The sequence below is a fragment of the Amycolatopsis sp. NPDC050768 genome (assembly GCF_040654155.1).
Taxonomy (GTDB): Bacteria; Actinomycetota; Actinomycetes; order Mycobacteriales; family Pseudonocardiaceae; genus Amycolatopsis.
This window is the reverse complement of the sequence record NZ_JBFAHL010000035.1, coordinates 1-22,808: the sequence shown is the minus strand read 5'-3', so window position 1 is coordinate 22,808 and position 22,808 is coordinate 1. Positions and strand designations below refer to the sequence as shown.

3 protein-coding genes are annotated in these 22,808 nt (G+C 73.7%); all 3 read left to right on the top strand.

The window, feature by feature from the left end; all coding sequences use genetic code 11:
• The first annotated feature begins 10 nt into the window (after positions 1 to 10).
• A complete protein-coding gene (locus AB0H62_RS49565; RefSeq protein WP_360592850.1) occupies positions 11 to 11,581 on the top strand; it encodes an SDR family NAD(P)-dependent oxidoreductase in 11,571 nt (3,856 codons plus the stop codon).
• Positions 11,582 to 11,622: 41 nt separating this feature from the next.
• Positions 11,623 to 20,982 (top strand): type I polyketide synthase, encoded by a 9,360-nt coding sequence (locus AB0H62_RS49560; protein ID WP_220238837.1) that lies wholly within the window; start codon positions 11,623 to 11,625, stop codon positions 20,980 to 20,982.
• A gap of 42 nt (positions 20,983 to 21,024) precedes the next feature.
• On the top strand, positions 21,025 to 22,808 hold a 1,784-nt coding region (locus AB0H62_RS49555), incomplete at its 3' end, for a type I polyketide synthase (protein ID WP_360592849.1).

Sequence of the window (22,808 nt, the reverse complement as noted above, 5' to 3'; positions counted from 1 at the left end):
AGTGCTTTCGATGGCCGATGAGCAGGAGCTCCGGGACTACCTGAAGTGGGTCACGACCGACCTGCACCGGACCCGGCAGCGGCTGGCCGAGCTGGAGGACGGAGCCACCGAGCCGATCGCCGTCATCGGCATGGCGTGCCGTTACCCGGGCGGGATCAAGTCGCCCGCCGATCTGTGGCGCACGGTCTCCGAGGGCGTCGACGTGATCGGGCCGCTCCCGGACGACCGCGGGTGGGGAGATCTGGACGCGCTCTACGATCCCGACCCGGACAACCCCGGCACGTGCTACGTGCGTGAAGGCGGCTTCCTGACCGATGTGGCGGAGTTCGACGGCGGGTTCTTCGGGATCTCGCCCCGCGAGTCGACCGCGATGGACCCCCAGCAGCGGCTCCTGCTGGAATCCTGCTGGGAGGCCGTGGAACAGGCCGGCCTTACCGCGGACGCGTTGCGCGGCAGCCGCACCGGGGTGTACGCCGGAGTGTCGCAACAGGACTACGCGACGCTGCTGGCGTCGTCGGAGATCGGCATCGACGGGTACGCCGCGACCGGCATCGCGAACAGCGTCCTGTCCGGCCGGGTGTCGTACGTGCTCGGGCTGGAGGGCCCGGCGGTCACCGTGGACACCGCGTGCTCGTCGTCGCTCGTGGCGCTGCACCTCGCGGTTCAGGCCTTGCGCACCGGTGAATGCGATCTCGCGTTCGCCGGTGGTGCCACGGTGATGTCGACCCCCGCGGTCCTCGTCGCGCTGTCGCGCCAGCGCGCGCTCGGCCAGGACGGGCGGTGCAAGGCCTTCTCGGCCGACGCCGACGGCGCGGGCTGGAGCGAGGGCGCCGGTGTGCTGCTCGTGGAACGGCTGTCCGACGCCCGGCGGCTGGGCCATCCCGTGCTGGCCGTGGTGCGCGGGAGCGCGGTGAATCAGGATGGCGCGTCGAACGGCCTGACCGCCCCGAACGGCCCCGCGCAGCAGCGGGTGATCCGCGCTGCGCTGGCGCAGGCCGGGCTGACGCCGGCCGACGTGACGGCTGTCGAGGCACACGGCACCGGCACGAAACTCGGCGATCCGATCGAAGCGGACGCGCTGCTCGCCACCTACGGCCAGGCCCACACACCGGCCGACCCGCTGTGGCTGGGCTCGGTGAAGTCGAACCTCGGCCACACGCAGGCCGCGTCCGGGGTGGCCGGGGTGATCAAGATGGTCGAGGCGCTGCGCCGCCGCGAGCTGCCCCGGACCCTGCACGCCGACGAGCGGACTCCGTTCGTGAACTGGGATTCCGGTGCCGTCGAGCTGCTCACGCACGCCCGTCCGTGGCCGGTCGCCGAAGACGGGCCGCGTTCGGTGCGCCGCGCCGGGGTGTCGTCGTTCGGCATCAGCGGGACCAATGCGCACGTCGTGCTCGAGGAGGCACCGGCCGGCCAGACGCCGGTCGCCGGCCCGGCCCCCGCGTTGCTGCCGTGGGTGCTGTCCGCGCACTCACCGGCCGCGCTGCGCGGGCAGGCCGAGCGGGTGGCCGCCCGGGTCCGTGCGGACGCGGACCTCGACGTGGCGGATCTCGGGTTCGCGCTCGCGACCACGAGGACGGCTCTCGAACACCGCGCCGCCGTGGTGGGCGAGGACCGCGAAGGCCTGCTGCGCGGGCTGGACGCGATCGCGAGCGGCGGCCGCGCGGACGGTGTGGTCGACGGCACGGCCGTCGGGGGCAAGGTCGTGTTCGTCTTCCCTGGCCAGAGCTCGCAGTGGCGGGGGATGGGCCGGCACCTCCTGGAGTCCTCGGAGGTGTTCGCCGAGTCGGCGCAGCGGTGCGCCCGGGAGATCGAGCGGCTGGTCGACTGGCGCGTGCTCGACGTGCTGCGTGACGAGCCGGGCGCCGCCTCGCTCGACCGGATCGACGTGATCCAGCCGGTCCTGTTCACCATGATGGTGTCGCTGGCCGAGGTCTGGCGTTCGCTGGGTGTGGTGCCGGACGCCGTCGTCGGCCATTCGCAGGGCGAGATCGCGGCGGCCTATCTCAGCGGCGGGCTCTCGCTCACCGACGCCGTCCGCGTGGTGGTGCTGCGCAGCAAGGCGTGGGTTCCCTTGGAGGGCAAGGGCGGGATGGCGTCGGCTCTGTTGTCGCCCGCCGAGGCCGAGGCCCGGATCGAGAAGTGGGGCGACCGGCTTTCGGTGGCCGCGAAGAACAGTCCGCAATCGTGCGCGGTGGCCGGTGAGGCGCAGGCGTGCGACGAGTTCGTCGAGGCGTGCCTCGCGGATGGGATCCGTGCGCGCCGGCTCCACGGGATCGGTGGTGCGGCAGGACATTCGCGTGGGGTCGAGGTGGTGCGCGACCACATCCTCGACGTGCTGGCGCCGGTGGCGCCGGTGTCCGGCACGGTGGCTTTCTACTCGACGGTGACCGCGGGGCCGCTCGACACCACGGAGCTGGACCACACCTACTGGTACCGCAACATGCGGGAGCCCGTCGCGTTCGAGGGCGCCGTGCGCGAGCTGCTGGCCGACGGCCACCGGCATTTTCTCGAGATGAGCCCGCACCCGTTGCTCGCGTTGTCGCTGCAGCAGACCATCGACGACGCCGGCGTGACGGCGCGGGTGGTCAGCAGCCTCCGCCGGGACGAGGGTGAGCTCGCCCGGCTGCTGCGGTCGGTCGCGCAGGCGAACGCGAACGGCGTCGCGCTTGACTGGGACCGGGTCTTCGGTGGTGCGCGGCCGCGGATCGACCTGCCGACGTACGCGTTCCAGCGGAGCCGGCACTGGTCGGACGTGCGCGCGGAGACCGCAGACGTGTCGGCCGCGGGGCTGGACGCGGCCGAGCACCCGATGCTCGGCGCACTGGTCCGGCTGGCCGACGGCGACGGGATCGTGCTCAGCGGGCGGATCTCGGTGCGGACCCACGAGTGGCTGGCGGGCCACCGCGTCGGCAACGACGTGATCTTCCCGGGCACCGGGTTGGTGGAACTCGCGATCTTCGCGGGCGACCAGGTCGGCGCCGGCCGTCTGGAGGAGCTCGTGCTGCACACGCCCCTGGTCGTGCCCGACGGGGCCGGGGTGTTCGTGCAGGTGCGGGTGGAAGCCCCGGACGAGTCGGGGCAGCGGGCGATCGGTGTCTACTCGCGCCCGGCCGGTACCGGGCTCGATCCCGTGTGGACCCGGCACGCCGCAGGCACCGTCACCGCCCCCGGTGCCGCGACGGCCGCGCTGCCGCCGGGGCAATGGCCACCGTCCGATGTGGATACTGTCGATGTCGGTGCGCACTACGAGCGGATGACCGGGTCCGGCTACGGGTACGGCCCGCAGTTCCGTGCCCTGTCGGCATTGTGGCACCGCGGCCGGGAAGTCTTCGCGGAGGTGAGCCTCGGCGCGGACCTGCCGGTCGACGGGTTCGGCATCCACCCGGCGTTGTTCGACTCCGCCCTGCACGCGATGTACGTGCTCGGCTCCGGCCAGGACGGCGTGCGGCTGCCGTTCACGTGGACGGGTGTCCAGCTGCACGCCGCCGGGGCCGGCCGGCTGCGAGTGCGGATGACCGCGCGTGACGACGACTCGGCGTCGGTCGAGCTGTTCGACGAAACCGGGCTTCCCGTCCTCACCGCGGAATCGCTGGTGGTCCGCCCACTGCGCGACACCGCCCGGCCGGACCGGGCCGATTCGCTGTACCAGGTTCGCTGGCAGCCGATGCCGATCGCGGAACCGGTGTCGGTCGCCGTGCTCGGCGACTGCCCCTCGCCCGACGGCGCGGTCGTGGTCGCGGACCTCGCCGGCGTTACCGCCGCACTCCCGGCCGGCGGCCACGTCCTGCACCGGATCGCACCGGCCGGACCGGGTGAAATTCCTTGGCAACCGGCCGAATCCGCGCTGGAGTTCGTACAGACGTGGCTCGCGGACGAGGCCTTCGCCGATACCCGGCTGGTGCTCGTCACCCGCGGCGGCGTCGGCGTGACGGACGAGGACGTGCCCGATCCCGGTGCCGCCGGTGTCTGGGGCCTCGTGCGGTCGGCGCAGTCGGAACACCCGGGCCGGCTCGTGCTCGCGGACCTCGACGACACGGCCGAGTCGCTCGCCGCACTGCCCGGCGCGCTCGGCACCGGAGAAGATCAGCTCGCCTTGCGTGGTGGGGCTTTGCTCGTGCCGCGGCTCGTGAACTGGGACCCCGGGCAGAAGCTGCTGCCGCCGGCGGGCGAAGCCGCGTGGCGGCTCACGAACACCCGGCCGGGCACCTTCGAAGGACTGGAGCTCCTGCCGTACCCGGAGGCGCTGGCACCGCTCGGGCCGCGCGCGGTCCGGCTGCGGATCCACGCGGCCGGCATCAACTTCAAGGACGTCGTGGTCGCGTTGAACCTCGTGCCGGGGCTGACCGGCCTCGGCGGTGAGGTGGCCGGTGAGGTCCTCGAGATCGGCGACGAGGTCACGTCGGTCGCGGTCGGAGACCGCGTGCTCGGCCTGAGCACGGAGACGTTCGGTCCGATCGGGACCACCGACGAGCGGTACCTCGTGGGGGTTCCGGAGGGCTGGGGCTGGGTGGAAGCGGCGTCGGTCCCCGTCGCCTACCTGACCGCGTACCTGGGCCTGACGGAGCTCGCGAAGATCGGGCCGGGTTCGACGGTGCTGATCCACGCCGCCGCGGGTGGCGTGGGGACCGCAGCCGTGCAGATCGCGCGCCATTCGGGGGCCACGGTGTACGCCACCGCCAGCCCCGGCAAACACGCCGCCGTCATCGCGGCCGGTGTCCCGGCGGAGCGGGTGTTCAACTCCCGGACCGCGGATTTCGAGGATGAGGTGCGAGCCGCGACGCAGGGCCGGGGGGTGGACCTCGTCCTCAACTGCCTGACCGGTGAGCTCACCGACGCCGGCCTGCGTCTCGTCGCCCCCGGCGGCTTTTTCCTGGAGCTCGGCAAAACCGACCGGCGCGATCCCGGCACCGTCCACACCGGCTACCCGGGGATCCGTTACCAGGCCTACGATCTGCGCGACCTGACTCCGGACGACACCCACACCCTCCTGAAGCGGCTGACCGCCCTGTTCGGCGAAGGGCAGCTCACTCCTCCGCGGGTCACCGCCTACGACGTCCGCCAGGCCCGGACCGCGTTCCGCCACCTCGCACAGGCCACCCTCACGGGCAAAGCGGTGCTGACCATGCCGGCCGCCGATCCGCTGTCAGGGACCGTGCTCATCACCGGTGGCACCGGCACCCTCGGCTCGTTGCTGGCCCGCCACCTCGCGACCCACCACCGCACCCCGCACCTGCACCTGGTCTCCCGCCGCGGCCGCGCCGCTCCCGGCGCCACCGCGCTCGAACACGACCTCGAACAACTCGGCACCACGGTCACCATCACCGCCGCCGACGTCACCGACCCGGAGACGCTCACCGGCCTCATCGCCGGTACCGACGACCTCACGGCGATCGTCCACACCGCGGCCGCCCTCCTCGACACCCCCTTCCACACTCAGACTCCCGCCACCCTCACCACCACGGCGCACCCCAAAGTCACGCCGGCGCTGACGATCCACCACCACGGCCACCGGCCTCCGCCGACCCTCATCACCTTTTCCTCCCTGGCCGCGACGATGGGCGGTCCGGGGCAGGCCAACTACGCGGCGGCGAACGCGATGCTCGACGCGCTGGCGCAGCACCGCCGGGCTCAGGGCCTGCCGTCGCTTTCCCTCGCCTGGGGTTTCTGGGAGCAGCGCAGCGAAATGTCGGCGCACCTGGACGAGGTGGACATGAGCCGGCTCAGCCGGGGTGGCGTGCTGCCGCTGTCCACAGAGGAGGGTCTCGCGCTGTTCGACCTGGCGCTGCGCACCGGCGAACCGTTCCTCGTCCCGGCGAAGCTGGACGTCGGACGACTCGCCTCGTCGACCGAACCGGTACCCGCGATGCTGCGGGCCCTTGTGCGCCGGCCGGAGCGCCGGCGGATCCGTGCCACCGCCTCGGCCGGCGAGGAATCACTGCGCGACCGGCTCGCCGCCATGACCGAGGGCGAGCGCCGCCGGAGTGTGCTCGCCCTTGTGCGGGACAACGCCGCCACCGTGCTCGGGTACGGCGACGCCGACGCGATCGGCGCGGACCGCGCGTTCAAGGAGCTCGGTTTCGACTCCCTCACGGCCGTGGAGTTCCGCAACCGCCTCACTACGGCCACCGCGCTCAAACTCCCCGTGACCCTCGTTTTCGACCACCCGACACCGGACGAGCTCACCGAGTTCCTCCACACAGAGCTGCTCGGTGACACCCCGGCCGCGCCCGCCGTGCCGGTGCGGGCCACACCGGTGGTGTCCGAAGTGGACGATCCGGTGGTGATCGTGGGCATGGCGTGCCGGTATCCCGGCGGGGTCGCCTCGCCCGACGAGCTGTGGCAGCTCGTGCTCGACGAGCGCGACGCGGTCGGCGGTTTCCCGGCCGACCGCGGCTGGACCGGGCCGGAGCGGGCCGGTGGGTTCCTCACCGAGGCCGCTTCGTTCGACGCCGGCTTCTTCTCGATCACGCCCCGCGAAGCACTGACCATGGATCCGCAGCAACGCGTGCTGCTCGAGATCTCCTGGGAGGCGATCGAGCGGGCCGGAGTCGCTCCCAGTTCATTGCGGGGCAGCAAGACGGGGGTGTTCGTCGGTGCCTCCGCCCAGGGGTACGCCACGCTGTTCGCGCCCGGCTCGGAGAACATGACCGGCTACGGCGTCACCGGGACGTCGACGAGCGTCGTGTCGGGCCGCGTCTCCTACGCGCTGGGACTCGAAGGCCCGGCGGTCACCGTGGACACCGCCTGTTCCTCGTCGCTGGTCGCCCTGCACATGGCGGCGCGGTCGCTGCGCTCGGGTGAGTGCGACCTCGCGCTGGCGGGGGGCGTCGCGATCATGGCCGGCCCGTTCCTGTTCGACGACTTCGCCAAGCAGGGCGGGCTCGCGGAAGACGGCCGGTGCAAGGCCTTCGACGCCTCGGCCGACGGCACCGGCTGGTCGGAGGGCGCGGGCGTGCTGGTGCTGGAGCGGCTTTCGGCCGCCCGCCGCGCCGGGCACCGGGTGCTCGCCGTGCTGCGGGGTTCCGCGATCAACCAGGACGGCGCGTCGAACGGGCTGACCGCGCCCAGCGGCCCCGCGCAGCAGCGCGTGATGCGGGCGGCGCTCGCCGACGCGGGCCTCGACCCGTCCGATGTGGACGCGGTCGAGGCGCACGGCACCGGCACCGTGCTCGGGGACCCGATCGAGGCCCAGGCGGTTCTCGCGGTGTACGGCCAGGACCGCGCGGGCACCGGGCCGCTGCGGCTCGGCTCGCTGAAATCGAACATCGGCCATTCCCAGGCCGCGGCGGGGGTCGGCGGGGTGATCAAGATGGTGCACGCGCTCACCGAGGGCGTGCTGCCGAAGACCTTGCACCTGACCGAACCCACGCCGTTCGTGGACTGGACCGACGGTGCGGTCGAGCTCCTCACGACCGCGCAGCCGTGGGCCGGAGACCGGCGGCGTGCGGCGGTGTCCTCCTTCGGGATCAGCGGAACCAACGCCCACGTCATCCTCGAACAGGCGCCCGATCTCGCCGCCCCTGCGGGCCCGGAAGCAGTGACCACGCTGCCGGCCCTGCCCTGGGTTCTTTCCGGACACGACGAGACCGCGCTTCGGGCTCAGGCCCACCGGCTGCACGAGTACCTGGAGCGGAACCCGGAACTGTCCTCTGTGGATGTCGCATGGTCGTTGGCCACCAGCCGCGGCCCGCTCGCCTGCCGGCTCGGCCTGCTCGCCGCCGACCGGACGGCCGCGCTCGCGGCTCTGGCGGGGTACGCCGCCGGTGAGGCGCCGCGAGAGATCTTCGCGGGCACCTCGGCGACCGGCGGTCCGGCCTTCGTGTTCTCCGGCCAGGGCGCCCAGCGGCCCGGGATGGGCGCGCAGCTCTACGACACGTTCCCGGTGTTCGCGGCGGCCTTCGACGAGGTCTGCGCACAGGTCGACGAGCCGATGGGCGCGTCGCTGCGGGAGCTGGTTTTCCGCGCTGACGCGGCGGAACTGGACCGCACGGCCGTGGCCCAGCCGGCGTTGTTCGCGGTCGAGGTGGCGCTGTACCGGCTGGTCGAGTCGTGGGGCGTCACGCCGGACTACGTGCTCGGGCACTCGGTCGGCGAGATCACGGCCGCGCATGTCGCCGGCGTGCTGAGCCTGGCCGATGCGGCCGCGATGGTCGTCGCCCGCGGCCGGCTGATGCAGGCGCTGCCGGCCGGCGGCGGCATGCTGGCGGTGGCCGCTCCGGAAGCCCAGGTGCGCGCCCTGCTCGGCGACGGTCCCGTGGTGATCGCCGCGGTGAACGGCCCGGCCGCCGTAGTGCTGGCCGGACCGTTGCCCGCGCTTGCCGAGATCCGGGTCCGCGTCGAGGCGGCCGGGTACCGGGCGCGGGAGCTGGCGGTCAGCCACGCGTTCCACTCGCCGCTGATGACGCCGATGCTCGGCGAGTTCGAGGCCGTGCTCGGCGAGCTGACGTACCGGCCGCCGCGGATCCCGGTCGTGTCCGCCGTGACCGGCGCGGTCGCGGACGCCGACGAGCTGTGCTCACCCGGGTATTGGGTCCGGCAGGTCGAACGGACCGTCCGCTTCGCCGACGGCGTCAGTGCCCTGGGGCGCGCCGGGGTCCGGGCGGTCCTGGAGCTCGGTCCCTCCGGCGCGCTCGCGGCGGCCGCGGGCGAAGTGCTCGACCGCGACCTGCCCGCTGCCGCTCTCACCTGTGTGGGGGCGGCGCGCCGGGACCGGCCCGAGGTGGAGAGCCTGCTCGGCGCAGTGCTCGGACTGCACGTGCACGGCTGTGCGGTCGACTGGGCCTCGGTCCTCGGCGGCACGGGCGGGCGGACGATTCCGCTGCCGACGTACGCGTTCCAGCGGCGCCGGTACTGGCCCGACCACGAACGGGGCGCACGCGCGGATCTCGGCTCGGCCGGGCTGCGCGGCACCGGGCATCCGTTGCTGGCGGCGGAGGTCGCCGCCGCGGGCGGCGAGTCGATCTTCACCGGCGAGTTGTCCGCGGCCGCGCTGCCGTGGCTCGCGGACCACGTCGTCGGCGGCCGGATCCTGTTCCCCGCCACCGGTTTCGCGGAGCTGGCGCTGGTCGCCGGACAAGCGGTGGGCTGCGAGACCCTCGACGAGCTCACCCTGGCCGCGCCACTCGTGCTGCCGCCGCGTGAGGGCGTGCAGGTGCAGGTCGTGGTCGGCGTGCCCGACGAGGACGGCGCGCGGGCCGTGACGGTGTACGCGCGGCCGGAAGAAGGGGAGTGGACCGCGCACGGCCGCGGTTTCCTGCGGCACGAGTCCGCGCCGGCGCCGGCGGCGGCACCCGGTGCGTGGCCGCCGGCCGGGGCGGTCCCGGTTGACGTCACGACGTTCCACGAGAACCTGGCCGAGGCCGGATTCGCCTACGGGCCGGCGTTCCGAGGCCTGCGGACGGCGTGGCGACGCGGTGGCGAGATCTTCGCCGAGGTCGCGGCGCCGCCCGCGGTGGCCGGCGGAGAAGCGGCGTTCGCCCTGCACCCGGCTCTGCTGGACGCCGCCCTGCAGATCCTCGCGTTCCGCCCGTCCGCCCCGGCGGGTGGCCGGCCGCAGCTGCCGTTCTCCTGGCGCGGGGTCACCGTCCACCGCCGCGGCGCGGGCGAGCTGCGCGTGCGGTTGACCGAAGCCGGGCCGGACACGGTTTCCGTGCAGCTCGACGACGCCGCGGGGCAGCCCGTCGCGCGGGTCGACGCGCTCGCGCTGCGGGAAGCCGTCCTCGACCGCCTCGGCGGCGGGACGCCCGGCGGCGCACTGTTCACTGTGGACTGGTCGCCCGCGCCGGAACCCGAAGAGGCGGGCGATCCGGCTGGAGCGGTCCCGGGGATCCTGGAAGCTCCGGTGCCGCCGGACGCGTCCGGAGAGAGCGCGCCCGGGGAAACTGCGCCCGGAGAAACGGTCGCCGAGCGCGTGCACGACGCGGTGCACGAGACGCTGCGCCTCGTGCGCGCACGGCGGGCGGACGGTCCGATCCTGGTCCGGACCTCGGCCGCGGTGCGGGTCGGGGCCGGTGACTCCGCGCCCGACCCGGCCGCCGCGGCCGCCTGGGGTGTCCTGCGCTCCGCCCGGCTGGAACACCCGGACCGGTTCGTCCTCGTCGACTCCGAAGGAGCCCTCGACGACGTGATGGCCGGCCGGGCGCTGGCCGTCGCCCGCACCACAGGGGAGACCGAGTTCGCGCTGCGCGACGGACAGCTGCTCGTACCGCGGCTGGTCAAGACCGTCGCGGACGCACCCGCCGCGGTGGCGCCGTTCGGACCGGACCCGGCGGCCGGCACGGTGCTCGTGACCGGAGCCACCGGTCTGCTGGGGGGCTGGGTGGCCCGCCACCTGGTGGCCGAACATGGCGTGCGGCACCTCCTGCTCGCCGCGCGGTCCGCGGCCGGGGCGGCGGACTCCGCGCTCGCCCGGGACCTGGCCGCACTGGGCGCGACGGCGCGGTTCGCCGCGTGCGATGTCACCGACCGCGAGCAGCTCGCGCGGTTGGTCGAAGCGATCCCCGCCGAGCGGCCGCTCACCTCGGTCGTCCACGTGGCGGGCGTGGTCCGCGACGGGGTGCTCGAAACGCTCGGCACGGAGCAGGTGGACGAGGTCCTGCGCGCGAAGGTCGATGCTGTCGCCCACCTGCACGAGCTGACGCGGGAGCTGCCGCTCTCGTCGTTCGTGGTGTTCTCCTCGCTCGCGGGCACCCTCGGCTCGGCCGGGCAGGCCAACTACGCGGCCGCGAACGCCGCGGTCGACGCGCTCTGCGAGCAGCGGCACGAGGCCGGGCTACCGGCGTGCTCGTTGGCCTGGGGCCCGTGGGAAGGCAGCGGCGGCATGGTGGCCGCGCTCGCCGAGTCCGACCGCCGGCGGATCGAGCGTGGTGGCCTGCGCCCGCTCACGGAGGAGCAGGGCCTGGCCCTGTTCGACCGCGGTTTGGGCGCGGGTCAGGCGGTGGTCGTGCCTGTGCGGGTGGACACTCGTGCGCTCGAGGAGCTTCCCGCGGGAGCGGTGCCGGCGTTGCTGCGCGGCCTGGTCCGGCCGGGCCGGGCGGTCACCGCACCGGCCGTCGGACCGGCGCTGCGCGACCGGCTGGCCGGACTGTCCGAATTGGACCGAATCACTACGCTCGTGGATCTCGTCCGATCGGAGGCGGCGGCCACGGCGGCGCTGGCCGTGCCGGAGGTCAGCGCCGGGAAGACGTTCGCCACCGTGGGTTTCGACTCGCTGATGGCGCTCGAACTGCGCAACCGCCTCACGCAGGTCACCGGTCTGCGGCTGCCCGCGACCATGATCTTCGACCATCCGACCCCGGCCGCGCTGGCGGAGTTCCTCCGCGCGGAGCTGAAGCTGGATCCCGTCCCGGTGCTCACCCCGGCGTTGACCGCGCTCGCCGCTCTGGAAGAGGTGGCGCTGGGCCCGGACGCCGACGGCGGTGAGCACGTCGCGGTGGCCGCGCGGCTGCGCCTGCTGCTGGCACAGCTGGAAGACCGCTCGGCGGGTGCGGCGCCCGATCGGGTGCCGGACGCCGATCTGGCGTCGGTCAGCGCCGAGGAGCTGCTGGACATGATCGGCGACGAGTTCGGAATCCGATGAGGGCAACAGTGGGAACAGCGGCGAACAGTGGGAGCCCCGTGATGAGTACTTCCGCCACCGAGGTCGTCGACGCCCTGCGTGCGTCGCTGGTGGAGAACGAGCGCCTGCGCCGGCAGAACCAGCGCCTGGCCTCCGCCGCGGCCGAACCCGTCGCGATCGTCGGGATCGCGTGCCGGTTCCCGGGCGGGGTGCACGGGCCGGAGGAGCTCTGGCGGCTCGTCGCGGACGGCCGGGACGCCATGACGGCGTTCCCGGCGGACCGCGGGTGGGACGGTTTCGACGTGCCGACGGCCCGCGAGGCCGCCTTCCTCACCGAGGCGGGGGAGTTCGACGCGCCGTTCTTCGGGATCTCGCCCCGCGAAGCGCTGACGATGGACCCGCAGCAGCGGCTTCTGCTGGAGGCGGCCTGGGAGGCGGTGGAACACGCCGGTGTCGACCCGGTTTCCCTGCGGGGCAGCCGGGCCGGGGTGTTCGTCGGTGGTGCGTCGCAGGAGTACGGCGCCTTGCTCGCGGAGTCCGGCCAGGCGCCGGGTTACGCGCTCACCGGGGTGCCGGGAAGCGTGATGTCCGGCCGGATCGCCTACTGCCTCGGGCTGGAAGGTCCCGCGGTCACGGTCGACACCGCGTGCTCTTCTTCGCTGGTGGCTCTGCACCTGGCGACCCGGTCGCTGCGGTCGGGGGAGTGCGACCTCGCGCTCGCCGGCGGGGTGCTGGTGATGTCCACTCCGGCCATCTTCGCCGAGTTCGCGGGCCAGGGTGGCTCGGCGGGCAATGGGCGGTGCAAGCCGTTCGCCGACGCGGCCGACGGTACGGGCTGGGGTGAGGGGGTCGGGCTGCTCGCGGTGATGCGGCTGTCGGACGCGCGCCGGCGGGGGCTTCGCGTGCTCGCGACGGTTCGCGGCACGGCCGTGAACTCCGACGGCGCCTCCAACGGCCTGACCGCGCCGAGCGGCCCGTCGCAGCAGCGGGTGATCCGGGCGGCGCTCGCCGATGCGGGCCTGTCACTGTCCGATGTGGACGCCGTCGAGGCGCACGGGACCGGCACGCGGCTCGGTGACCCGATCGAGGCCCACGCATTGCTCGCGACGTACGGCCAGGACCGCTCCGGCGACCGGCCGCTGTGGATCGGTTCGATCAAGTCGAACATCGGGCACACGCAGTACGCCGCCGGGGTGGCCGGGGTGATCAAGATGGTGATGGCGCTGCGGCACCGAGTGCTGCCGCGGACGCTGCACGTGGACCGGCCCACCTCGCAGGTCGACTGGACGGCCGGCGCGGTGGAGCTGCTGGGGGAGAACCGGCCGTGGCCGGATCCGGGCCGGGTCCGCCGGGCGGGGGTGTCCTCGTTCGGCATCAGCGGCACCAACGCCCACGTCGTCCTCGAGCAGGCCGAACCCTTCGAACCCACGGAACCCTCGGCAGCCGAGCCGGCCCAGATCCCGCTGCCGCCGGTGCTGGTGTCGGCCAGGGGGAGTGACGCGCTGGGCGAGCAGGCCGCGCAGCTGGCCACCTGGCTGAGCCGCACCCCCGACGCCGATCCCGGTGACGTCGCGCGGGCGATGGCGGCCGGCCGGGCGAGCCTCGAGGAGCGGGCCGCCGTCGTCGCGGGGGATCGGGCCGGCGTGCTCGCCGGGCTCCGCGCCCTGGCCGGCGGCGAGGTCGTGCCCGGCGTCGTGCGCGACCGGGTGCGGGAGGGCCGGCTCGCATTTTCCTTTGCGGGACAGGGAGCCCAGCGCCCGGGGATGGCCCGGTCGCTGTACGAGGCGTTCCCGGTGTTCGCGGCCGCGTTCGACGAGATCTGCGCGGCGTTCGCGCCGGGGCTCGACCGGCCGCTCGCCGACGTCGTTTTCGCCGTCGAGGGCACGGACGCCGCGGCGGCGCTCGGCACCACCACCTACACCCAGCCGGCGTTGTTCGCGGTCGAGGTCGCGCTGTACCGGCTGCTCGAGAGCTGGGGTGTGCGGCCGGACGTGGTGCTCGGCCATTCGATCGGCGAGCTGGCCGCGGCGCACGTGGCGGGGCTGTGGACGCTCGCCGACGCCTGTGCCGTGGTGCTGGCCCGCGCCCGGCTGATGGGGGAGCTTCCGGCCGGCGGGGCGATGGTGGCCGTCGGGCTGCCCGAGGAGCAGGTGCGGGCCGTGCTCGCCGAGCACGGGGACCAGGTCGGCGTGGCGGCGGTGAACGGGCCCGCCTCCGTGGTCGTGTCCGGCGTCGAGCCGGCGGTGCTGGAGGTGGCCGCGCAGTTCGCCGCGCAGGGTGCTCGCACCCGGCGGCTCGCGGTGAGCCACGCGTTCCACTCGCCGCTGATGGCACCGATGCTCGACGCCTTCCGCGCCGTCCTCGAGCGGGTCACCTTCGGTGTCCCGCAGCTGCCCGCGGTCTCGGGTCTCACCGGTGCGCTCGTCACCGCGGAGCAGTGGCGCGATCCGGGCTACTGGGTCCGGCACGTGCGCGAGACCGTGCGGTTCGCCGACGGCGTGGGCACGCTCGTGGACCGCGGGGTCGCCACGATCCTGGAACTGGGACCCGGCAGCGCCGGTACCGCGATGGCCGAGGAATGCCTGGCGTTTCGGGAAACCGAGCCCGACGCTGTGGTGTGCGCGGCCGGGATGCGCGGGGATCGCGGTGAGGTCGACGCCCTCTACGCCGCCGTCACGCGCGCCTACGTCCGAGGCGCGGCCCTGGACCGGGAAGCCTTCACCGGCGGGCGGCCGCGCTCGGCCGTCGAGCTCCCGACATACGCGTTCCGGCACCGCCGCTACTGGCTCGACGGCGAACCCGGCTCGCGAACCCCGAACCCGCCCGCCGATGCCGAATTCTGGGCCGCGGTCGAGCAGGCCGAGCCGGTGCGGTTCGCGGACCTGCTGGGCTCCGACGCGGCGGTGTGGGAACCGGTGCTGCCCGCGCTCGCGCGGTGGCACCGTGACCGCGACCGGCACGCGCTGCTCGGGTCCTGGCGGTATCGCACGGACTGGTCGCCCGTGCCGGTGGCCTCCGCCCGGGCGCTCGGTGACTGGCTGGTGATGCTGCCCGAGGGCGAGGACGAGTTCGCGGCCCGCGTGACTGGAGCGCTTCGGGAGCACGGCGCGACGGTGCGCACGGTGTCCGCGACGTCGGCCGAGGACCTGGCGGCCCGGCTTTCCGGGGCGTTGGACGGTTTCACCCCGGCCGGTGTGCTGTCGTTGCTCGGCCTGGCCGAGGGCGCGGATCCCGAATTCCCGGCGCTGTCTTCGGGCCTGAGCACCACGGTGTCGCTCTTCGGGACACTGGCCGGTGTCGACGCTCCACTGTGGATTCTCACGCGGTCGGCCGTGGCCGTCGGCCGGACCGACGAGGTCGTCTCCCCGGCGCAGCGACAGCTGTGGGGTCTTGGCCAGGTCGCGGGGCTGGAGCTGCCGCGGTCCTGGGGTGGGCTGGTCGATCTCCCGGCGGATCCGGACGAGCGGGTGCTGGACCGGCTGGCCGGGGTCCTCACCGCGACCGGCGGCGAGGACCAGGTCGCGATCCGCGCCGCCGGGGTGTTCGGCCGCCGGCTGGTCCGGGCAGCGGGCGGGCCGGGGCGCGGGCGGGGCGGCTGGCGGCCGCGGGGCACGGTGCTGGTGACCGGTGGCACGGGCGGCCTCGGTGCGCAGGTGGCCCGCTGGCTCGTCGCCAACGGCGCGGAGCGGCTGGTGCTCGCGAGCCGGCGCGGACCGGCGGCCGCCGGGGCCGGCGAACTGCGTGCGGAGCTGTCCGCGGCGGGCGCCGAGGTCGTGATCGAGGCGTGCGACGTGGCCGACCGCGAAGCTGTCACGGCGTTGCTGGCCCGAGTGCCGGACGAGCAGCCGTTGCGCGCGGTCGTGCACGCGGCCGGAATTGCCGAGTACCGAGATCTGCTGAGCAGCTCGGCGGCCGATTTCGCCGTGGCCGCGGGGGCCAAGGCGGCGGGCGCCCGGCACCTGCACGACCTGACCGCGCAGCTCGACCTCGACGCGTTCGTGCTGTTCTCCTCGGGCGCGGCCGCCTGGGGAGGTGCCGGTCAGGCCGCGTACGCGAGCGCGAACGCCTACCTCGACGGCCTTGCCGAGCACCGACGAGCACGAGGACTCACGGCCACCTCGATCGCCTGGGGCCCTTGGCGGGCCGGAGGGATGGCCGCCGACGTGGACGACGAGGCGCTGCTGCGACGTGGCCTGCGCGCCATGGACCCGGAGCCGGCGCTCGCCGCGCTCGGCGAGGCGGTCGGGTCCGGAGCGGCGACTTGCACGATCGCGGCGATCGACTGGGCGCGGTTCACCCCCGCGTACACGATGGCGCGGCGCCGTCCACTGATCGAGGGCGTGCCCGAGGTCGTGGGAATCCTGAGTGCGGAGGAGGAGCCGGCCGGCACCGAGGCCGGCGACGAGCTGCGGACCCGCCTCGCGGCGATGGCGGAGGCCGAGCAGCGGATGAGCCTGCTCGAGCTGGTCCGCCGCGCGGCCGCGGAGGTGCTGGGCCTGCCCGGGCCTACCTCGATCGGGGCCGGCACCGCGTTCGGCAGTCAGGGGTTCGACTCGCTGACCGCCATGGAGCTGCGGACCCGCCTCGGTACCGCGACCGGCCTGACCCTGCCCGCGGCGCTCGTGTTCGATTTTCCGACGCCTGCGGAGCTGGCCGACGCGCTGCGCGAGCGGCTGCTGGGCGTCACCACCGCACGGGAAGCGGCCGTGGCCCGGGCCGTCGCCGACGAGCCGGTGGCAGTGGTCGGGATGGGGTGCCGGCTGCCAGGCGGGGTGAGCTCGCCGGAGGATCTGTGGCGGCTGGTGTCGGACGGGGTCGACGCTGTGTCGGGGTTTCCGGCTGACCGCGGCTGGGAGGCGTGGCCTGGTTCTGCCGGTGGCCGTGGCGGGTTTCTTGCCGAGGTGGGTGGGTTCGACGCGGGGTTTTTCGGGGTGTCGCCGCGGGAGGCGTTGGCGATGGATCCGCAGCAGCGGTTGTTGTTGGAGGTGTCGTGGGAGGCGGTGGAGCGGGCGGGGATCGATCCGTTGTCGTTGCACGGCAGCCGCACCGGCGTCTACGTCGGCGGGACGGTGCAGGAGTACTCGACCGTCCTGGTGAACTCCGCCGAATCCGACTCCGGCTACGTGCTGACCGGTGCCGCCGGGAGTGTCCTTTCCGGACGGTTGTCGTACTTCCTCGGCCTGCAGGGCCCGGCGGTCTCGGTGGACACGGCGTGTTCGTCGTCGTTGGTCGGGCTGCACCTGGCGGCGCAGGCGTTGCGCGGCGGTGAGTGCGACCTGGCTCTGGCCGGTGGGGTCGCCGTGATGTCGACGCCGGGCAACTTCGTCGAGTTCTCGCGGCAGGGCGGGCTGGCCGCGGACGGCCGGTGCAAGGCGTTCTCCTCCGCCGCCGACGGGACCGGCTGGGCGGAAGGCGTCGGTGTGCTCGTTCTGGAGCGGCTGTCGGATGCGCGTCGCAATGGGCATCGGGTGCTGGCGGTGGTGCGGGGTTCGGCGGTGAACCAGGATGGTGCGTCCAATGGTCTGACGGCACCGAACGGTCCTTCGCAGGAGCGGGTGATCCGGGACGCGCTGGCCGCTGCCGGCCTTGAACCGTCCGAAGTGGACGCGGTCGAAGGGCACGGGACCGGCACGAAACTCGGGGACCCGATCGAGGTCGAGGCGCTGCTGGCGACCTACGGGCGCGACCGGCTCGGTGGTGAGCCGCTGTGGCTGGGTTCGCTCAAGTCGAACCTCGGCCACACGCAGGCCGCCGCGGGCGTGGCGGGAGTGATCAAGGCCGTGGCGGCGCTGCGGCACGGAAGGTTGCCGGCGACGCTGCACGTCGACGCGCCGTCGGGAGAGGTGGACTGGTCGTCGGGCGCGGTGGAATTGCTCACGGAGGCCCGAGAGTGGCCGGCGACGGGCCGCCCCCGGCGGGTGGGGGTGTCGTCGTTCGGCATGAGCGGGACGAACGCGCACGTGGTGCTGGAGCAGGCTCTTGAGGAAGAGCCGGTGGTTTCCGAGCCGTCGGACGGTGTGGTGCTGGTGCCGTTGTCGGGGGTGACGGACGCGGCGCTGGCCGGTCAGGCCGGGCGGCTGTCCGCGCATCTGGCTTCACATCCGGATGTTTCGGAGGTGGCGGTCGCGCACACGCTCTCGGTGGGGCGGTCGCGGTTCGAGCATCGTGCGGTGGTGATCGGTGACCGGACGTCGATGCCGGCGGGATTGTCCGCGGTGGCCGAGGGCGCCGAGTCTCCGGATGTGGTGCGCGGGACGGTGTCGGGTTCCGGTGGTGTGGCCGGGATTTTCGCTGGGCAGGGCGGCCAGTGGGTCGGCATGGGCCGGGCGCTGTGGGAAGCGTCGCCGGTGTTCGCGGAGTCGATGGCCGCCTGTGAACGGGCTCTTGCTCCGTGGGTCGACTGGTCGTTGTCCGACGTGCTGGACGATCCGGTGGCGATGGGCCGGGTCTCGGTGGTGCAGCCCGTGTCATGGGCGGTGGCGACCTCGCTCGCGGCGCTGTGGGCGGACGTGGGTGTGGTTCCGGCCGTGGTGGTGGGCCATTCGCAAGGGGAGATCGCGGCCGCGTGTGTTGCCGGGGCGCTGAGCCTCGACGACGCGGCACGGGTCGTCGCGGTGCGATCGGGCTTGATCGAACGGTCCTTGTCCGGGCTGGGCACGATGGGGTCGATCGCGTGGCCGGCCGAGCGGGTCGAGGAAGCGATCAGCACGTTGGGCCTGGCCGGTGTCGGCGTTGCCGCGGTGAACAGCCCGGCCGCGGTGATCGTGTCCGGGCCGGTCGGCGAACTCGAAACCTTGGTCGCGCACTGCGCGGCCAAAGGCGCGCGGGCGCGTCGGATTCCGGTGGACTACGCCTCGCACTCGGCCCAGGTCGACACGATCGCCGACGAACTGCGTACCGCGCTGAAGGGAATCACCCCGCAGACCTCGGTCATCCCGATGGTCTCCAGTGTCACCGGGCAACGCATCGACACGACCACCCTCGACGCGGACTACTGGGTGCAGAACTTGCGCTCCACCGTGCGGTTCGCCGACGCGATCACCGCCGTCGCCGAGAGTGGGTTCAGCCGGTTCCTCGAGATCAGCGCCCACCCCGTGCTGAGCGCTGCCGTCGAAGACACCACGTACGAGTCCGGGGCACCGGCCACCGTGCTCACCACCCTCACCCGCGACAACGGCGACCACCGCCAGTGGCTCACCGCCGTGGCCACGGCCTACGTCAAGGGGATCGACCTCACGTTGCCCCAACCGACGCCTCGGCCGGCGTACCTGCTCGAACTGCCGACGTATCCGTTCCAGCACCAGCACTTCTGGCTCACCCCGCGGACCACGGCCGCGGGCGGCGCGGCGGACGACGCGTTCTGGTCCGCGGTGGAGAAGCACGACGTGCCCGCGTTCGCGGAAGTCCTCGGCGGCGACCCGCCGGCGGAGTTCTGGGGGCAGGCCTTGCCGGTGCTGGCGCAGTGGCACGAAGGGCGCCGGCGCAGCGAGCGCCTCGACGCGTGGCGCTACCGCCTCACCTGGAAACGGCAGACCGGAGACCGACCGGCGAGGCCGTCGGGAACCTGGCTCGTCGTCGCTCCGGCCGCCGAGCAGAGCACGGTCGACGCACTGCTCGCCGAAGGCCTCGACGGCTTCGTCGTGCCGGCCGAGGCCGAGGCGACCCGGGAGCGGATTGCCGAGGACATCACGGACGCCCTGGCGCGGCACGGGAACCAGGCCGGCGACCTGACCGGTGTCCTCTGCCTGACGCCGCTGGACGAACGTCCGCTGACCCGGCACCCCGTGGTCCCCGCCGGTCTCGCCGGCACCGTCGCGGTGACGCAGGCGTTGGGGGCGCTGGAGATCGAGGTGCCGGTGTGGCTGTTCACCCGGGGCGCGGTCGCGGTCGACGACGCCGAGCCGGTGTCGGCCGGCCAGCGCGAGAGCTGGGGCCTCGGGCAGGTGCACGGGCTCGAGAACCCCCGGTCCTGGGGCGGCCTGGTGGATCTCCCGGCCGCGCCGGACGAGCACACCGCCCGTCGGGTGCTGGGCGTGCTCACCTCCGGTGAGGACCAGGTCGCGGTGCGAGCATCGGGCGTGTGGGCGCGCCGGCTCGTGCGCGGCGCGGGCGGCCCCGGGACGTGGACCCCGCGAGGGACGGTGCTGGTCACCGGCGGGACCGGTGGCGTGGGCTCGCACCTCACCCGCTGGCTCGTCGCGAACGGCGCCGACCGGGTAGTGCTGGTGTCGCGCCGCGGTGCCGACGCCGTGAGCGAGCCGGATTCGGTGGGTTCCGTGGTTTCGGTGGTCCGCTGTGACGTGGCCGATCGGGATGCGCTGGCGGAAGTTGTGGCCGGCCTTTCGGATGAGCTCACCGCCGTTGTCCATGCCGCCGGTGTCGCCAGCTACGGGCCCACTGCCGGCCTCACCCCGGACGATCTCGCCGAGGCGACGCTCGGGAAGGTCGCGGGCGCGCGGAACCTCGACGAGCTGACCGCGGATCTCGACCTCGACGCCTTCGTGCTCTTCTCGTCGGGCTCGGCGGTATGGGGCAGCGCGGGCAACGGCGCCTACGCCGCCGGCAACGCGTTCCTGGACGGGCTGGCGGAGCAGCGGCGGGCCCGCGGTCTGCCGGCCACGGCGATCGCCTGGGGCGCGTGGGGATCCGGCGGCATGCTGCAGGACAACGAAGGCGCGGCCGAGGCACTGACGCGGCTGGGCCTGCGGATGATGGACCCCGAGCTGGCCGTGGCGGCGATGGCCGAGGCCGTGGCCAGCGGTGAGACGGCGTTGACGGTGTCCGATATGGACTGGGCCCGGTTCACCCCGGCTTACACGATGGCGCGGCGCCGTCCGCTGATCGAGGACATCCCCGAGGTCGCCGCCGTGCTGAGGGAGCAGGCCGAGACCACAGCGGACACCTCGACCGGAGACGAGCTGCGCGAGCGCCTCGCCGGTCTGCTGGAGGCCGAGCGTCACGCGGTGCTGCTCGGCCTCGTCCGCAAGCATCTCGCCGCGGTGCTGCGATACGACTCGCCGGACGCCATCGCCGACGACCGGGCACTGGCGGAGCTCGGGTTCGACTCGCTCACGGCGGTCGAACTGCGCACGCGCCTGGGTGCCGAGACCGGGCTCGTCCTGCCGGCCACGCTCGTGTTCGACCACCCGACACCCGCGGCGTTGGCGCGGTTCGTGCTCGCGCGACTCGTGCCGGCCGAGCAGTCGCTCACCGACTTCGTGGACGTCGCCCGCGAGCTCAACCGGATCGCCGGCGCGCTGCCGGGCCTCGGCGCGGCGCGGGACGACGTCGCCCGGCGGCTGCGGGAGCTCCTGGCCGCGCTCGACGGCCCCGGCGAGGACCCGGACGCCGACGTCGACCTCGACACCGCGTCCGACGACGAGATCTTCGACTTCATCGATCACGACCTGGGTGTGTCCTGACCCGTCCCCGCTTACGCGACCATCACCCCGGAATGAGGAAGCATGACCGAGGACAAGCTGCGCACCTACCTCAAGCGCGTGACGACCGACCTGCAGCAGACGCGTCAGCGGCTGAAGGAGAGCCAGGAGCGGCAGCGCGAGCCGATCGCCGTGGTCGGTATGGCCTGCCGGCTGCCGGGCGGGGCCGACACGCCTGAGCAGCTGTGGCAGCTGGTCGTCGACGAGGTGGACGCGGTCGGCCCGTTCCCGACCGACCGCGGCTGGGACCTGGCCGCGCTGTACGACGCCGACCCGGACCGGTCGGGCACCACGTACACGACGCAGGGCGCGTTCCTGCGCGGCGCGGGCAACTTCGACCCGTCGGTGTTCGGCATTTCGCCGCGCGAGGCCTCGATGATGGATCCGCAGCAGCGGTTGCTGCTCGAGATCTCGTGGGAAGCGGTGGAGCGGGCGGGGATCGCGCCGTTGTCGTTGCGGGGCAGCCGGACCGGGGTGTTCGTCGGCGGCGCGGCGCTCGAACACACCGCGGCGCTGATGGGCGTGCCGGGCGGGGAGGCGTACGCGCTGACCGGCGGCACGGGCAGCGTGATGTCCGGCCGCATCGCCTACGTCCTCGGGCTCGAGGGACCGGCCGTGTCGGTCGACACGGCCTGCTCTTCGTCGCTCGTCGCGATGCACACGGCCATCCAGTCCCTGCGGCAGAACGACTGCTCGCTCGCCCTGGCGGGTGGGGCCGCGATTCTCGCCACCCCGTCGGGATTCGTGGCGTTCGCGCGTCAGCGCGGGCTGGCGGTCGACGGCCGGTGCAAGGCGTTTTCCGACGCGGCCGACGGGATCGGCTGGGGCGAGGGTGCCGCGGTCGTGCTGCTGGAGCGGCTGTCGGATGCGCGTCGCAACGGGCATCGGGTGCTGGCGGTGGTGCGGGGTTCGGCGGTGAACCAGGATGGTGCGTCCAACGGGCTCACGGCACCGAATGGTCCTTCGCAGGAACGGGTGATCCGCGACGCGCTGGCGAGTGCCGGGCTTTCGGCGGCCGAGGTGGACGCCGTCGAGGCCCACGGGACGGGCACGAAGCTGGGCGATCCGATCGAGGCGCAGGCGTTGCTGGCGACGTACGGGCAGGACCGGCTCGGGGGCGAGCCGCTGTGGCTGGGTTCGGTGAAGTCGAACATCGGCCACACGCAGGCCGTTTCCGGTGTGGCCGGCGTGATCAAGATGGTCGAGTCGTTGCGGCATGGGGTGCTGCCGGCGACGTTGCACGTCGGGGAGCGGTCGGCGGAGGTCGACTGGTCCGCGGGCGCGGTGGAACTGCTGACCAAGGCGCGGGAGTGGCCGGAAACGGATCGGCCGCGGCGGGCGGCGGTGTCGTCGTTCGGGATGAGCGGCACGAACGCGCACGTCGTGCTGGAGCAGACACCCGAGGAGGAGCCGGCCGAGGCGGGCGCCGGTTCCGGCGGGCCGGCGTCGTGGGTGGTGTCCGCTGGGTCGGAAGCCGCCTTGCGGGAGCAGGCCCGGCGGCTGGACACGGTGGCGTCGGAGTCGGCGTGGCAGGCCGGTGACCTCGGGTGGGCGCTGGCGGCGGGGCGGTCGCGGTTCGAGCATCGCGCGGTGGTGATCGGTGGCGACCGTGCGGCGCTGGTGGCGGGTGTGCGTGCGGTGGCCGAGGGTGTCGAGTCTCCGGATGTGGTGCGGGGGTTGGTGTCGGGTTCCGGTGGTGTGGCTGGTGTTTTTGCTGGTCAGGGTGGTCAGTGGGTTGGCATGGGTCGGGCGTTGTGGGAAGCGTCTGCGGTGTTTGCGGAGTCGATGGTTGCGTGTGAGCGGGCTCT